The 14,914-nt window shown below is 70.2% G+C and carries 9 protein-coding genes; 7 read left to right on the forward strand and 2 right to left on the reverse strand.

Going from position 1 to position 14,914, the window contains the following annotated elements:
- Window positions 1-20 precede the first annotated feature (20 nt).
- Window positions 21-2,372, reverse strand: a complete 2,352-nt coding sequence (locus ACWDAK_RS04515) for a protein kinase domain-containing protein (RefSeq protein ID WP_427393074.1) — start codon at window positions 2,370-2,372, stop codon at window positions 21-23.
- A complete protein-coding gene (locus ACWDAK_RS04520; RefSeq protein WP_427393075.1) occupies window positions 2,369-4,645 on the reverse strand; it encodes a protein kinase domain-containing protein in 2,277 nt (758 codons plus the stop codon). Before ACWDAK_RS04520 ends, ACWDAK_RS04515 begins: the two co-directional genes overlap by 4 nt.
- A gap of 554 nt (window positions 4,646-5,199) precedes the next feature.
- Between ACWDAK_RS04520 and ACWDAK_RS04525 the strand changes: the two genes are divergently transcribed.
- The 7 genes from ACWDAK_RS04525 to ACWDAK_RS04555 all read left to right on the forward strand — a co-directional run bounded on the left by ACWDAK_RS04525 (window position 5,200) and on the right by ACWDAK_RS04555 (window position 14,884).
- Window positions 5,200-6,147 carry an ABC transporter ATP-binding protein gene (locus tag ACWDAK_RS04525; RefSeq protein WP_427393076.1) on the forward strand — a complete coding sequence of 316 codons (948 nt, stop codon included), beginning with the start codon at window positions 5,200-5,202 and terminating at the stop codon, window positions 6,145-6,147.
- Window positions 6,144-7,565, forward strand: coding sequence for an ABC transporter permease (locus ACWDAK_RS04530; RefSeq protein WP_425557517.1), 1,422 nt, complete (start codon window positions 6,144-6,146; stop codon window positions 7,563-7,565). The genes ACWDAK_RS04525 and ACWDAK_RS04530 overlap by 4 nt, the downstream gene beginning before the upstream one ends.
- 4 nt (window positions 7,566-7,569) lie before the next feature.
- Window positions 7,570-10,320, forward strand: a complete 2,751-nt coding sequence (locus ACWDAK_RS04535; RefSeq protein WP_427393077.1) for a bifunctional YncE family protein/alkaline phosphatase family protein — start codon at window positions 7,570-7,572, stop codon at window positions 10,318-10,320.
- An 841-nt stretch (window positions 10,321-11,161) separates the two neighbouring features.
- Window positions 11,162-12,145: an ABC transporter ATP-binding protein gene (locus ACWDAK_RS04540; RefSeq protein WP_344634476.1), complete on the forward strand. Its 984-nt coding sequence runs from the start codon at window positions 11,162-11,164 to the stop codon at window positions 12,143-12,145.
- A 71-nt stretch (window positions 12,146-12,216) separates the two neighbouring features.
- Window positions 12,217-12,939 (forward strand): ABC-2 family transporter protein, encoded by a 723-nt coding sequence (locus tag ACWDAK_RS04545; RefSeq protein ID WP_344634475.1) that lies wholly within the window; start codon window positions 12,217-12,219, stop codon window positions 12,937-12,939.
- Entirely contained in the window at window positions 12,936-13,718 is a 783-nt protein-coding gene (locus tag ACWDAK_RS04550) for an ABC transporter permease (protein WP_344634474.1), read from the forward strand. Before ACWDAK_RS04545 ends, ACWDAK_RS04550 begins: the two co-directional genes overlap by 4 nt.
- Window positions 13,719-13,774: 56 nt before the next feature.
- Window positions 13,775-14,884, forward strand: a complete 1,110-nt coding sequence (locus ACWDAK_RS04555; RefSeq protein ID WP_344634473.1) for an SDR family NAD(P)-dependent oxidoreductase — start codon at window positions 13,775-13,777, stop codon at window positions 14,882-14,884.
- The last annotated feature ends 30 nt before the right edge of the window (window positions 14,885-14,914 follow it).

A 14,914-nucleotide genomic window follows, 5' to 3' on the forward strand; every position in this document is an offset into this window, starting at 1 on the left:
CCGGCGGGCCGGTCCGTGCATCACTGCGGTGCGTAGCCGGACAGGACCGTCCCGTCGGCGAATCCGGCATACAGCAGGCCGTCGGCCAGGACAGCCGAGGGCTGGCCCGCAGAGACGCCCCCGTCGTTGCGCGAGCCGGGCCAACCCTGCGGACCTTCTTCGGGTTTCGGGCTTGCGCTCGTTCCTTGCGAAAGGTCGATGATTCCGGGAGAGGCGACTGTCAGGTCGATGACCTTGCTGCCGGCCAGCAGCAGAGCGGTGGCCTTGCTGGTCTGTTCGGCCGGGAGCTGGTAGCTCCAGACCGTTCGGCCAGTGGCGAGGTCCACGGCTGTGTACGCGCCCGGATTCATCCCGTCGGCGATCAGCAGGCCACTCCTTCCCAGCGCCAGGTACTGTCCGGCACTGTCCAACAGCATCCGTCCGCCGTCCAGGTGCTGGGCGCCGAAGGACTCGACCTTGCCCGCTCCGGTATCGGCGCAGATCACCCACTGCCCGTTGCCGTGGAGCACGGAGCACGCGGCGGGGGCCGAGGCGGTCACCGCGCCGTGTTGTGTCTCCAGCATCACCAGGTGCTGGTCCGACATCGCATACAGCCGGTCGTCGAGCGCGATCGGCGTGGTGCCCGCGGATTTCAGCGACGTCGTCCACAACTCCTGTCCGCCGTCGGCGGCATTCGCGCGCAGCGCGCTCGTGTTCGTCGTCCCGCTGCCGCCGATCTGCGGGCTGTCGGCGCTGACGAGATAGGTGACGAGGGTCTTGCCGACCGGCAGCACGCTGACGGCGATCTGCCCGCCCTCGGCCTGCTTCTCCCACAGGATCGAGTGGTCGCGTAGCCGGACCGCGCGGGTGTAGGTGCCGTCGGTCGTGTACGCGATGCCGTCGGCCAGGGCCGGGGCACCTACCGCCGCGTCCCCCAGTCGGCCGTTCAACGGAACCCGGGGGTCGAGGCTCCAGCTGGTGACGCCGTTGTCGGCGTCGAGCGCCACCAGCCCGCCGTCGTACCGTGAGCACACGTACAGACCGTCCCCCAGCGCGCAGCCGCCCAGGCGGTAGCCCAGATCCCGGTGCCACGGAGCCCAGTTGGTCCGGAGTGCCGATACGGTGAGCGCCGCGGAGCCGAAGTCGCCGCTGGCTCCGGCGTCCGCCCCTGCCATGGCGGACGGCTGCGCCACTTTGGTGGCGGCCTGACCGGAACTGCCGGCAGTGGGCACAGGCTTGCCGGAGGCGGAAGCGGAGGCGGAGGCGGAGGGGGAGGCGGAGGTGGAAGGGGACGCGGCGTGGTGGCCGGGCATCAACCGCGGGACGAGCAGTGCCCCGAGCACGCCCAGCGCCAGCCCGAACACCGCCAGGCCCGTCATGGTGCCCTTGCTCCGGCCCGACCGCTTGCCGATCGGGGCCCGATCCGGGGGACGGGTACCGGAGAAGTCGCTGAAGGGCGGCAGAGGTAGGGCCGCGAGGCGGGTGGCGTCCTGCTCGTAGCGCTCGCACAGGGCCGCGACAGCCGAAGGCCAGGCATACGGCGCGGAGCCCGGATCGAGCAGCCCGATCAGTTGGGCGAGGTCCGGTCGGTCCTCCGCGCGCAGCCGTAAGCACTCGGCGAGTACGTCGCGCAGACCACCAGGCACCCCGGACAGGTCGGCTTCGGCCCGGCTGATGCGGTAGAGCACCGATTCCGTCTGACCGCCGTCGAAGGGCCCCCGCCCGCACGAGGCGTAGGCGAGCACCGAGGCGAGGCAGAAGACATCCGAAGCGGAGCTCATCTCCGTCCCGGTGTCGAGGTGCTCGGGTGACATGTATCCAGGGGTTCCTATCACCTGACCTGCCGTGGTCAGCTCGATGCCTTCCAGGGCCTTGGCGATACCGAAGTCGATCAGCCGCGGACCGCCGGACGACAGCAGCACGTTGCCGGGCTTGATGTCGCGGTGCAGCAATCGCCGCGCATGGACGGCACGCAGTGCCGTGGCCAGATCGACACCGAGAGCCCGGACCGTCTCCTCGGACAGGGGACCGGCCGCGTCCACCGCCTCGGCGAGCGTCGGGCCGGGTATGAACTCGGTGGCCAGCCAAGGCGGCTCGGCGCCCGCGTCACAGGCCAGCAATGAGGCCAGGAAGGTGCCGGACACCGCGCCCACGGCGGCGATCTCCCGCTGAAATCTGGCTCTGAGCTCAGGTTTCCGTGTCAGGTCCGGGTGCAGTGTCTTCACGGCGACGAGGCTGTTCTGGCCCGCCACCTCGGGACGACGGGCCAGGAAGACCTCTCCCATGCCTCCCGCTCCCAGCCGTGCGAGGGTCATGTACGGTCCGATCCGGCGCCGGTTGTCCGGGGACAGTTCGTCCAGCACAGCGGGCTCCTTCTTGTGACGAGCGGTCATCCCTGGGTGGTGAAGGCGTGGAGTGCTCCATCGCCGCCGACGGCGAGCAGCACCCCGCCCAGGGCGAGCAGCCGCGGGTGCTGGTACTCGACGAAGGACGAGATGGCCGCGTGCGGACCCGGCGATCCGGAGGGCTTCGCCAGGGGGAGCGTGGTGGGCGTCGTGGGCGCTGTTGCGTCGCCCGGGGCCACCGGGACCATCAGCAGTCGGGTGTCGGTCATGGTGACAGCCTTCGCGTCGAGGAGGATGGCCGAGGCTGCGGTCGGATACAGCAGGTTCTGGCCGCCGTGCGGCTGGTCGACGACGATCCGCCAGCGCAGCGTGCCGGTGGCGGCGTCGATGGCCATCATGGAACCGTCGGACGGACTCTGCGCGATGATCACGGTATCGTCGGCGGCGGTGACCCGCGTGCTCCGGTCCTGAAGCCGCGGATTGAGCCCGCCGAGGTCGTTCGGCTTGGCGAGGCTCCTGGCTTCGGCCCGCACCAGACCTCCGTCCGCGACCCGGCACAGCACGGTGGGACCTGGTACGGCCAACGAGTCGCAGTTGTTCGACAGCGCCCCGGTCGGCGCGCCGCTGTCCTCGTCGAAGGAGGAGAGCCCGGAGGTGGTGGGGGCGTAGACGGTGCGGCCGGTCGCAGCCCAGGGGCCGTATACGTTGTGGAGCGTGGCGATACTCGGGCCACTGCTGCCCAGTTGGTGACTCCACGGGGCCTGCTTGCCGTCGAAGCTCGACTCGTTGAGCGTGTAGTCACAGCCGAAGCCGTCGCTGTGCCTGTGGCACAGCGACAGGAAGAGCCGGTTCCCGTCCGCGAGCGGTTCGGCGGCGAGGTGGACGTCCTTGCCGAAGGACGTCGTCGACAGGATCCGCCCGCTGGCGAGGTCCTGGATGCGGAGGGCTCCGGCGTTGTCCTTACTGGCGACGCGGTCGCCGTTGATCGCCGGGTCGTCACCGTCTCCGGGTATGAGCCGCAGACCGTCCGCAGTCGTCGGCTGGTCCAGCAGGCTCGGATCCGCCGGGAGGTCGACGCGCCAGCGTTGCCGGCCGTTGGCGGTATCGATGGCCTGGAGGCTGCCGTCCACCAGGCGGCATATCAGGGTCCCCGCGCCGAGGGAGCACCCGGTCGGCTGGTCGGCCAGATAGCCGGACCACGGGTGGAATCCGCTCGGCAGCCCCGTTCTCGACGTGGGGAAAACCCCGTTGTGGCCTGGTCCGCCGGACTCGGTCACCCCGGTGACCGTGGCGGCCGGGGGCGGGCTCGCGGCGGGTCCCGAGGCGGCGGGCCCGGCGCCGCTCCCGAAGTGAATCGCGGCCGCCAGGCCGGCTAAGAGAACGAAGGCGCTGGCGCCCGCGATCGTGATGATCCGCCTGCGCCGCGGCCCTGCGGCCTCGGTGTCCGCCGAGGCGTCCGCCCGTCTGTCGTCGGCCCCGGCCCGCACCGGGGCCAGAGCCGCGGCCTGCGCCGAGGACCGGCTCTCCTCGATGAGCCGGTAGATCTCCGTCGGCCACCCCGCAAAGGATCCGATGCGCTCCAGCGCCACTATCAGTTCGGCCGGTGTGGGCCGGTCGTCGGCCGCCGGGCGCAGGCAGGCCGCCGTGATCTCGTGCAACTCGGGCGGGACCGCGCTCAGATCGGTCCCGGCATTGGCCATCCGGTGCAGCAGCACGTGGGGCGGGGCGTCCCCGTAGGGGCCCGACCCGGTGGCGGCGTACACCAGGACCGCGCCCAGGGAGAACACGTCGGAGGCCGGGACGACCTGCCGGGCGTTCACCACCTGCTCGGGTGCCATGAACCCGAGGGTGCCGAGTACCGTTCCGGTGGCGGTGAGCGCATCCATGTCCATGGCGCGGGCGATGCCGAAGTCGATGAGCTTGGGGCCGGTGGAGGACAACAGAACATTGCTCGGCTTGAGATCACGGTGCAGCAGCCCCCGGGTGTGCACGGTGAGCAGCGCCGACGCCAGATGCACCCCGAGCCCCGCGACGACGGCGACGGGCAGCGGACCGCACACGGCGACCGCGTGGTCGAGCGTCGGACCGGGTACGAACTCGGTTGCCATCCACGGGACTTCGTCCTCTGCCGAGCCGTCGAGCAGCTGAGCGACACAGGGGCTCTCGACGGAGCGGACGGCTTCGATCTCACGCCGGAAACGGTCCCGCACCGCAGGACTGTGCAGCAGGGCCGGCCGGATCGTCTTCACGGCGGCGAGCGTCCCGTCCTCGGCCAGCCCCAGCAGCACCTCACCCATGCCGCCGACTCCCAGCCGCTTCACGATGCGGAACGGCCCCACACTCCGTTCGTGAACATCTCCCACCGCGGCCCCTTTGCGTCCGTTGGCTCCGTCCCACCACGCTGACCATCGAGATGATGATTCCACAGCACGGACGTTGGATCAGCAGGAATCCCAAGGGGATTGAGGCAAGACACCTCCTCGGTGGGGCACCGGCCGGACCGACCCCGGAGAGCGAGATTGCAGGACCGTCCGCGCACCTCCACGCCGGGCCGCACACGGTCCGCGGGAGCGGCCGGGCGTACCCCGTCCGGGCTGCCGCGGGCGCGGTGCAGACCGGTCCCCGCCCTCGGACGGCTCGCCGAGGGGCGCGGACGCACCCCTGAGCAGCGGGTGACAACGCGCCCGGAGCCCAGGTGTTGGTGACCAGGTGAACCGCTTCCACCCGTCCTGCCACTCCCAGAGAAGCAACGGCAGTACCAGCCGCACGTCGCCAAAGACTCGACCGTCTGCTGTTTCATCGGTGTTCAACCGAGCGCTCCTGACGGCGCCCAGTCAACGCCCTACGTTTCCTGAGGGGATTGCGAGAAGGGGCCATGGGCGACACACAACTTGCCGCACGCGTACGTGGATTGACGAAGTGCTTCGGTGGCGTCGTGGCGCTCGACGGTGTTGATCTGGACCTGGCGCCCGGGCGGATCCACGGGCTGGCCGGACCGAACGGTGCCGGGAAGACGACGCTGCTCGGGCTGCTGCTCGGGCTGGCCGTCGCCGACGGCGGCGAGTTGGAGGTGTTGGGCAGACCGGTCGGGCGGGCCCTGGCGGCGCCGCACGGAGTGGCCGGATTCGTGGACGGGCCCGGGTTGTACCCGTCGCTGACCGCGCGGAAGAACCTGGCCGCGCTGGCGGCGCTGCACGGGAAGGACACGCGGGCGGGGCGGATCGACGAGGTGTTGGCCGAGGTCGGGCTGACCGAGGTCGCCGACGACCGGGTGCGGGGGTTCTCGCTGGGGATGCGGCAGCGGCTCGGGCTGGCCGCGGCGCTGCTCACGGATCCGCGGCTGCTGGTGCTCGACGAGCCTTCCAACGGTCTGGACCCGGCGGGCAAGCAGCATGTGCACCGGGCGTTGCAACGGCTCGCGGCCGACGGGGTGACGGTCGTGCTGTCCAGCCACCGCATGGACGACCTCCAGGCGCTGTGCGACGAGGTCACGATCCTCGCGACCGGGCGCGTCCGGTTCTCCGGCCCGCTGGAGAAACTGGCGGCCGAGAACCGCGAGCTCGAGCACCGCCTGCTCACCTCCGATCCGCGGACCGCGCGGCGGGTGGCCGCCGAAGCTGCGGGGGCGCGGGTCGTGGCGGAAGCCGGGACGCGGCGTGGGAACGAGGCACTGGTCGTGCGCGCCTCGGCACCGGCCGTCGAGGAGTTGGTGGCCGCGCTGGTGCACGCGGGCGTGCGGGTGCGCGAAGTCGCGCCCGTGGTCCCGCCGTTGGAGGCCGCATTCCTCGCCCTGACCGAACAGCAGCAGGAAGGTGAGCGATGAGCACGGCCATGGCCCCGGGCGCGGTGGCCGGTGCCGGCGTCGCACCCGAGGCGCGCCGGGTGCCGGTGAGCCGCGTGTACCGCTTCGAGGTGGTCAAGCTCGTCTCGCAGTGGCGGATCCGGCTGCTGATGCTGGCCTGTTGGACCCTGCCGGGGCTGTTCGTGGCCGCGGTGGCCCAGCAGGGGACGCTGCCGTCCGACACGCTGTTCGGCCGTTGGATGCACGCCACGGGCTGGGCCGGCCCGCTGGTGGTGCTGGGGTTCTCGGGCTCGTGGGCGCTGCCGCTGCTGACCTCCGTGGTCGCGGGCGACGTGTTCGCCGCCGAGGACCGGCTCGGGACCTGGCGGCACCTGCTGGTGATGGTCCGCTCGCCGCGGCGGATCTTCGTGGCGAAGGCACTGGCGAGCGGAACCGTGATCGTGCTGCTGGTGGCCGGGTTGGTGGGCGCGAGCACGGTGGGCGGGCTGGCCGCGGTCGGGAACAGGCCGCTGGTCGGCGTCGACGGCCACCCGCTGTCGCCGTCGGACGCGGCCGGGAGCGTGCTGCCGGCGTGGGGGTGCGCGCTGGCGCCCACGCTGGCGCTCGCGGCGATCGGGCTGCTCGGCTCCGTCATCCTGGGGCGCTCGCCGATGGGGCTGCTCGTCCCCGCGTTGGCGGCGGTCGCGATGCAGCTCGCGCAGACGCTGCCGCTGCCGGTGGCGCTGCGCCTCGCGCTGCCCGGCTACGCCTTCGTCTCCTGGAACGGGCTGTTCGCCAGCCCCGTGCAGCTCGATGAGTTGCTGATTTCCATCGTGGTCAGCCTGGTGTGGGTCGTGGTGGCGACCGCTGCGGCCTACCTGCTCTTCGTGCGGCGGGACTTCACCAATGGCAACGAGGACGGCGTGGGGCGCCGCGCGCTCGTCTTCGGGGTGCTGCCGCCGGCCGGGCTGCTCGCGCTGACCTTCGTGGCGATCGCCGTGGCCACGCCCTCGACGGGCTCGGGGATTTCGCAGGCGAAGGTGCAGCAGTCGGTCGCCACCGTGTTCGCGCACCTGTACCGGCTGCAGACCGAGCAACTGCACCGCCCTGCCGTCACTGAGGCACAGCTGCAGGTCACGGCGGAGTGCGAGCGGGGTGACGGCCAGGTCGACCCGGTGGGGCCGGGCAACGACTGGCGCTGCGTCGTCACCTGGCACCTGCCCGGTACGGCCGCGCCGGGGACGGCGATCTACCAGCTCGACGTCGCCTCGGACGGACGGCTGACGGCCGACGGCGACGGACCGAAGGAAGTGAACGGCTACTTCCTGGTGCACACCCCGACCGGGGACGCGCCGAACCCGCTGTGGCAGTTCGACGGCCAGGTCGAGTTGCTCTCCTCCGCAACGAACTTGGCGAGCCGAGCGAACTACGCGAACTCGACGAATTCAACGAAGGGATGACGCCATGCAGGTAACGCGTCGTCGACGCGTCCAGAAGGAGCACTTCGTCCTTCTCGGTCGGCGTACGGGCCGCCGTGCCACACTCGCCACGGCGTGCATCACGGCGGTGGCCGTGGCCACGGGCACGGCATTCGCGACCACCCATCAGTTCGGTACGGACCAGGTCGGCCAGGTCACCGCCAATGGCCAGGTCATCTCCAGCGACCAGTACATCGCCCCGTACGGCAGTCGGCTCGTCATCAACGACGGCAAGGTCATGGCGTCCACGGCCAGCCCGGACGGCGGTCACCTGGCCGCCTCGGTCGCCGACGGCGACGCGTCGCTGGTCGTGGTGGACCTGAAGACCGGGCGGGTGCAGCAGCGCGTCGGCAAGGCCAAGGTGGACGACCTGCACCTGACCGACGGGTCGGTCGGCCAGGCGGCCCCGGTGTACTCGCCGGACGGCTCGCAGCTGTGGCTGGGCCAGCTCGACGGCTACACCAGGTTCTCCGTGAACGCCGACGGATCCCTGTCCAACCCGGTGAAGGTGTCGATCCCGGCCGACGGGGACAAGCACGCGCTGGCGTCGGGTGCGGTGTTCTCCTCCGACGGCTCGACGGTGTACGCGGCGGTCAACGGGCAGAACCGGGTGGTCGCGATCAACGCGGCGACCGGAGCGATCGGGCAGAGCTGGACGGTCGGCAACGCGCCGCGCGGCATGGTGCAGGTCGGTCACAAGCTGTACGTCAGCAACGAGGGCGGGCGCGCGGCCACGCCCGATGACGACACGCTCAACTCCTACGGCACGCAGGTGCCGGCCGACCCGGCGACCGGTGCCACGACCACGGGCACCGTCAGCGTGATCGACCTCGCGGACCCGGCCGCCACCAGCGGGTCCATCGCCGTCGGCCTGCACCCGACGGCGGTGTACGCGAAGAACGGGGCGCTGTTCGTCACCGACACCGCCACCGACGACGTGTCGGTCATCGACACCAAGCAGGACAAGGTCGTGCAGCGGATCTCCACCAAGCCGTGGCCGGAGGCCTCGGTGGGCTACGAGCCCGACGCGGTGACGCTCACCGACGACGGGCATTTGCTGGTCACCCTCGGCCGCGCCAACGCGGTGGCCGTCTACCGCTACACCAGCCCGCAGGAGCCGGTCAGTTACGTCGGCCTGCTGCCCACGGACTACTTCCCGACGGAGATCACCACCGTCGGCTCGAAGGTGGTCGTCTCCAACACCCGCGGCGTCGACGCGCGGCGGCCCAACTCCACCGGCGCGCACAACACCCACGACACGACCTCCAGCCTGACCCGGTTCACGCTGCCCGGTGACCGGGAGATCCGGTCCCAGACCGCCAAGGTCTTCCGGCAGAACGGCTGGACCAGCGGCTCGGTCCAGACGGCCGGCCGGCACAAGGCGAAGCCGGTGCCGGTGCCGGCGCGGATCGGCGACCCGTCGACGATCAAGCATGTCTTCCTGATCGTCAAGGAGAACCGGACCTACGACCAGCTCTTCGGCGACATGGCGAAGGGCAACGGCGATCCGAAGCTGACCCAGTTCGGCACGAACGTGACGCCGAACCAGCACGCACTGGCCGAGCAGTTCGGGCTCTACGACAACACCTACGACATCGGCACGAACTCCGCCGAGGGCCACAACTGGCTGATGCAGGCCGACAACCCGGAGTACACCGAGTCCTCGGCGGGTGAGTACGAGCGCAGCTACGACACCGAGGACGACGGCCTGGGCCACCAGAGGTCGGGCTTCCTGTGGACGGGCGCGCAGGCGGCGGGCCAGGACGTCCGGGACTACGGGGAGTTCCACCAGTTCCTGACCAAGCCCGACGGCGCGAGCTGGCAGAACCTGTACTGCGACGCGAAGAACATGGACGCGACCGGGCAGGACAGCGCCTACCCCCTCAAGTCGTCGTCGCCGATCCCCTCGCTCAACAGCGTGTCGGTACCCGGCTTCCCCAAGTTCGACCTCGAGGTTCCGGACCAGTACCGGTACCAGATCTGGAAGCGGGACTTCGAGCAGAACGGTCCGGCCAACCTCAACACGCTGTGGCTGTCCAGCGACCACACCGGTGGTCCGGCGAGCCCGGCCGCGCAGGTCGCCGACAACGACCTGGCGGTCGGCAAGATCGTCGACGAGATCTCGCACAGCGAGTACTGGAAGGACTCGGCGATCTTCGTGGTCGAGGACGACTCCCAGGCCGGCCTCGACCACGTTGACGGCCACCGCGCCCCGATCCAGATCATCAGCCCCTGGGCGCAGCACGGGACCGTCGACAGCCGGTACTACTCACAGATCACGATGATCCGCACCATCGAGCAGATCCTCGGGATCCACCCGATGAACCAGAAGGACAGCGCGGCCAGCCCGATGGCCACGGCCTTCACCGACAAGCCGGACTTCACGTCGTTCACGGCGGTGCCCAACCGGACCGCGCTGACCGACGGCCTGTCCACGCCGCCCTCGTGCGGTGTCGACGTGCCCGGGGCTCAGGACGGCCACGCGGCGGCGGCTCCGGCCACGACCGCGCCGCCGGCGGCGGAGCAGGCCGTCGCGGCCCAGTGGGCCGCGTGGAAGGCGAAGCAGCGGCTCACCGGCCCGAACGCGGTGCCGGACTACGCGAACCCGGCGCAGATGAACCACCTGGTCTGGTACGAGACGCACAACTGGACCACCCCATACCCGGGCGAGAGGGAGATCCATGCGCCGGACGACGTGCCCGGCGCGTACCTGCCGTCCGCGGAGAACGACGGCTGATCCTGCTCCGATCCCGCCGGGGAACCCTGATCGGGCCCCGGGCCGGCGCCACCGCCGGCCCGGGGCCCGCCTGTTCCCACATGCGGATTCGGAGCCGGGATGCTTCAGCGCCCTCGCGCGCTGATCCCGGAGGGTGCGTGGGACCTGCTCGACGACCCCGCAGCGGCCGCGGCCGACCTCGGCACTCACCTCCCAGAGGAGGGCACACCGGTCTTCCCGCCAGGCCAGGCGCCAGGCCAGGAGCGGCATGGCCGGGATCCGCCGGACGACGCCGCGCAGCCTGGCGCCGGCGCCGGCCCGCTCGTGTCGGTCGGACCCGGAGCCGAACGTGAATCCGGCGTCCAACAGCAGCGAATCGCCGGCAGAGCGCTGGGCGTCGGGGCGGCGCGACCGGCGGGGGCAGAACCGTGTCGTGACGGTGGCGACGTCTGGTGGCGGCGATGCCACCCGCCCCCGACGCCGGCCCGCCCCGACTGCGGTGAATGACCTCGAGTGGTACTCGAGCGGGATTTCAACGTACGGGTGGCCCGTTTATGCAACTGCATAAACGGGCCATCCGCAACCTATGGTGATGCCTTCGGCGGGATTCCATACTGAGTGCGAGAGCACGGATGGACCAGCGGAAACCGGGAGAATAAGTCGTGAGCCGTCACAGAGTTGTCAAAGGATTAATTGTCACCGCTCTCGCCGTTGTCGGAGTCCTTGTCTCCGGGCCTGTGCGAGGCGCTGATTCACCGGTGATTACGCGAGCGGTCACGGCGGATTCCGAAGCGGCCTCGACCGTCACGGCCGGCGCGACGGACACGACTCCTGCGCTCGCCCCCGACAACCCGATCTGGCAGTGACGGATATCCGCGAGGCCCGGATCGTGGTCGAGGGGCTCCGGAAGAGTTTCCGGCTGCGCCCGGCCGGTGGGCGGTGGTTTCGGCGGGCAGCCGACCGGACGGCCGGTGAGGTCACCGCGGTCGACGGCATCGGCTTCCACATCGAGCCGGGCGAGGTGGTGGGATTTCTCGGGCCCAACGGGGCAGGCAAGACGACCACGCTCAAGCTGCTCTCCGGCCTGCTGCATCCGACCGCCGGGGAGGTTCGGGTCGGCGGCTACCGGCCCGCCGACCGGGACCGGGATTTCCTGCGTTCGATCGCTTTCGTGATGGGCCAGCGCCAGCAACTGGTGTGGGACATCCCGATCAAGGACTCCCTGGAGCTGAACCGGATCGTCTACCGGGTGCCGGACGGTGAGTTCCGGCGCACCCGGCAGGAACTCGTCGAGATGCTCGAGCTCGGCCCGCTGCTGGGCCGGACCGCCCGGACGCTGTCGCTGGGGCAGCGCATGCGCTGCGAGATCGCGGCGTCGCTGATCCACTGCCCCAGCCTGCTGTTCCTCGACGAGCCGACGCTCGGCCTGGACATCTCGATGCAGCGGCGGATCCGGACCTTCGTCCGGGAGCACAACCGCCGCCGCGGCACCACCGTCCTGCTGACGAGTCACTACATGGGCGACATCGCCGAGTTGTGCGACCGGGCGCTGGTGATCCACGAGGGCGGCCTGGTGTACGACGGCGGGCTGGACGCGCTCAGGGCGCGCATCGCGCCGTTCAAGCGGATCTCCGTGAAACTGCGGGGCGGGGCAGCAGAGCTCGGCAGTCTCGGCACGGTGGTCTCGCAGAGCTCGGAGGAGGCGGAGATCCGGGTCGAGTCCACAGCGGCGCCCGATGCGGTGGCCCGTCTACTGGCCATCGACCAGGTGTACGACTTCCAGGTCATGGACCCCAGCCTGGAGGACGTGATCGGGCAGTTCTTCACGGAAGGCCTGTCCCGATGAGGGCGGCACTGCTCCTGTACCGGGCGTACTGCGCCGGTTCGTGGGGCGTTCAACGGCGGTATCCGGCGGCCATGTGCATATGGGTCCTCGGGGTCGCCCTGGAGCCCGTGCTCTACCTGGCGGTCTGGCACACCGCAGCCGGCGGCGGGCAGCTGGGCGGGTTCTCCGGCGGCGACTTCGCCGCCTACTACCTGCTGGTCATGCTGGTGAACCACGTGAGCTACACCTGGTTCTTCATGGTGATGGACCGCAGGGTCCGCGAGGGTGGCTTCTCCGCCCTGCTGCTCAGACCGGTGCATCCGCTGCACGGGGACATCGCGGAGAACCTCACCTTCAAGGCCATCACCGCGGTGGCGGTGGTGCCGATGGCGGTGCTGCTCTGCCTGACCATGGAGGTCCGGTTCCGGCTCGGGGTGCTCGACCTGACGCTGGCGGCTCCGAGCGTGCTCACCGGCGCGGTGCTGCGGATGTCGCTGGAATGGACGCTCTCGCTGGCAGCCCTGTGGACGACCCGGGTGGAGTCGTTCGGACGGGTCTACGGGTTCGTGTCGCACTTCCTCGGCGGCTTCGCCGCGCCGCTGACGGCCTTGCCGGCCGCCCTTCACGCGACAGCGTCGTGGACGCCGTTCCCGTGGATGGTGGCGTTCCCTGTCGAGCTGGCCATGGGAAGGCACCCGGCAGCGGAGGCGGTCCGGGGGCTGCTCGTCCAGGCCGGCTGGCTGGTGGCGAGTCTGGTTCTGCTGCGTACGGTCTGGCGTCGTGCGCTCCGCCGGCACACGGCGGTGGGCGGATGAACCGGGCGCGACTGCTGACGGTCCATCTCCGTGCGGCCCTGAAGGCGGAGTTGCAGTACCGAGGAAACTTCGCGGCGCAGGCTCTCGACGCCGTCATCGGGCTCGGGGTGGCCCTGGGCGCGATCGAGGTGCTGTTCAGCCGGGTCGACAGTCTGGCCGGTTGGACGGCTCCGCAGTTGGTCCTACTCACGGGCATCTACCTGATCGTCGGCGGGATCGTGAACCTCGTGGTCCATCCGAGCCTGAGCCGGTTCGTCCGCGAGGTGTTGAACGGCACCTTCGATTTCGTCCTGCTCAAGCCCATCGACGCGCAACTGCTGGTCGGACTGCGCGAGGTGCAGGTCTGGAAGGCCGTGGACATCTCGCTCGGCTGCGCCGTGGTGGGCGTCGCCCTCGGCATACAGGGACTCCCCGGTCCGGCGCCGGTCGCCGGTGCGCTGCTCCTGGTCGGCGTCGGGGCGTGCCTGATGTGTGCGGTCTGGTTCATTGCCGCGACATCGGTTTTCTGGCTGATCCGTATTGACAATATTCTGGCGATTCTACAAAGCTGCTTCCAGTCGGCGAAATGGCCCGCCGGTGTTTATCCCCGATGGCTCAGGACGTTCCTCACGGTCGTTCTACCGATGACAGTTTCGACCGCCGTCCCGGCAGAATTCGCGACCGGGCGGGGAAGCCTCCTCAGGGGAACTTTCGCAGTCCTCGCCTGCGGGGCACTGTGCGTACTTTCCCGATGGCTCTGGAAGCGCGGTCTACGGCGCTATGCGAGCGCCTCCTCCTGACTGCGGTGGAATTTCTGTCGCAGTCAGGAGATCCGACAACGAAAGGGAACATAACCATGTCCATCCGATCCGGTATTCCCACCTCGGCATTCTGGGCCGGTCGACCGGTCGTCGTCACCGGCGGCGCCTCCTTCATCGGCTCCCATCTGGCCGACGCCCTGGTGGCCCTGGGCGCCAGGGTGACCGTGGTGGACAACCTCAGCAGCGGTCTCCTCGAGAACATCGCGGACCAGGTGGCCTCCGGCGCCATCACCTTCCACGAGGCGGACCTGCGGGACGCCGCCGCGACCGAGCGGGTGCTCGCCGGTGCCGACACCGTGTTCCACCTGGCGGCGGCGCACGGCGGCCGGGGCTATGTGGACCTCCACCAGGCGGCGTGCGCGGAGAACCTCTACCTCGACGGCCTGGTCTTCCGCACCGCGCTCAAGTCGGGTGTGCGGAAGGTGGTGTACGCCTCGTCCGGCTGCATCTACCCGCTGCACCTGCAGGGTGACCTCAGCGTCGACCTGCTGCTCACCGAGGATCTGGCCGGCCCGCCGTACGACGCGGACGGCATGTACGGCCACGCCAAGCTGATGGGCGAGCTCACCCTGCGAGCGATGCACCAGGAGTACGGGCTCAAGGCCGCGTCCTGCCGCTACTTCACGGTCTACGGTCCGCGCGGCATCGAGAACCACGCGGTCATCGCGATGATGGCCCGGGCGCTGATCCGTCAGAACCCGTTCGAGATCTGGGGCGACGGCACCCAGGTGCGGAACTGGACCTACGTCGACGACATCGTCTCGGGCACCATTCTGGCCGGCGAGCACATCGACGACGGCAGCGCGGTGAACCTCGGTACCACCGAGCGGATCACTGTTCTCGAGGCGGCTCACATGATCTGCGAAATGGCTGGCTACCAGCCGGAGTTCGCCTTCCGTACCGACATGCCGACCGGCCCGGTCAACCGGATCGCCAGCTTTGAGCGCGCCGCCGATATCCTTGGCTGGCAGCCCGGCACGCTGTTCGCGGAGGGGGTGCGCAAGACCTTCGACTGGTACCTGGCGCACCGGGATCCCGCTCTGCTGGCGCAGAACCTCGACCAGCTGTTGACCGAGCGCGGTGTCACGCCCGGCGGTGCGTCCACCGGCGACATCGCCCCGGACACCGTCCCTGCCGCAGTCTGAGACGACTCCCGACCGACTCTGGGTGGATGA

Source organism: Kitasatospora sp. NPDC001175, from assembly GCF_053598215.1.

What these genes read in the sequence shown, in the direction of transcription:
- ACWDAK_RS04530 (WP_425557517.1), top strand. Translation starts at nt 6,144, where the DNA reads ATGAGCACGGCCATGGCCCCGGGCGCGGTGGCCGGTGCCGGCGTCGCA.
- ACWDAK_RS04535 (WP_427393077.1), top strand. Translation starts at nt 7,570, where the DNA reads ATGCAGGTAACGCGTCGTCGACGCGTCCAGAAGGAGCACTTCGTCCTT.
- ACWDAK_RS04550 (WP_344634474.1), top strand. Translation starts at nt 12,936, where the DNA reads ATGAACCGGGCGCGACTGCTGACGGTCCATCTCCGTGCGGCCCTGAAG.
- ACWDAK_RS04555 (WP_344634473.1), top strand. Translation starts at nt 13,775, where the DNA reads ATGTCCATCCGATCCGGTATTCCCACCTCGGCATTCTGGGCCGGTCGA.
- ACWDAK_RS04515 (WP_427393074.1), bottom strand. Translation starts at nt 2,372, where the DNA reads ATGACCGCTCGTCACAAGAAGGAGCCCGCTGTGCTGGACGAACTGTCC.
- ACWDAK_RS04545 (WP_344634475.1), top strand. Translation starts at nt 12,217, where the DNA reads ATGTGCATATGGGTCCTCGGGGTCGCCCTGGAGCCCGTGCTCTACCTG.
- ACWDAK_RS04525 (WP_427393076.1), top strand. Translation starts at nt 5,200, where the DNA reads ATGGGCGACACACAACTTGCCGCACGCGTACGTGGATTGACGAAGTGC.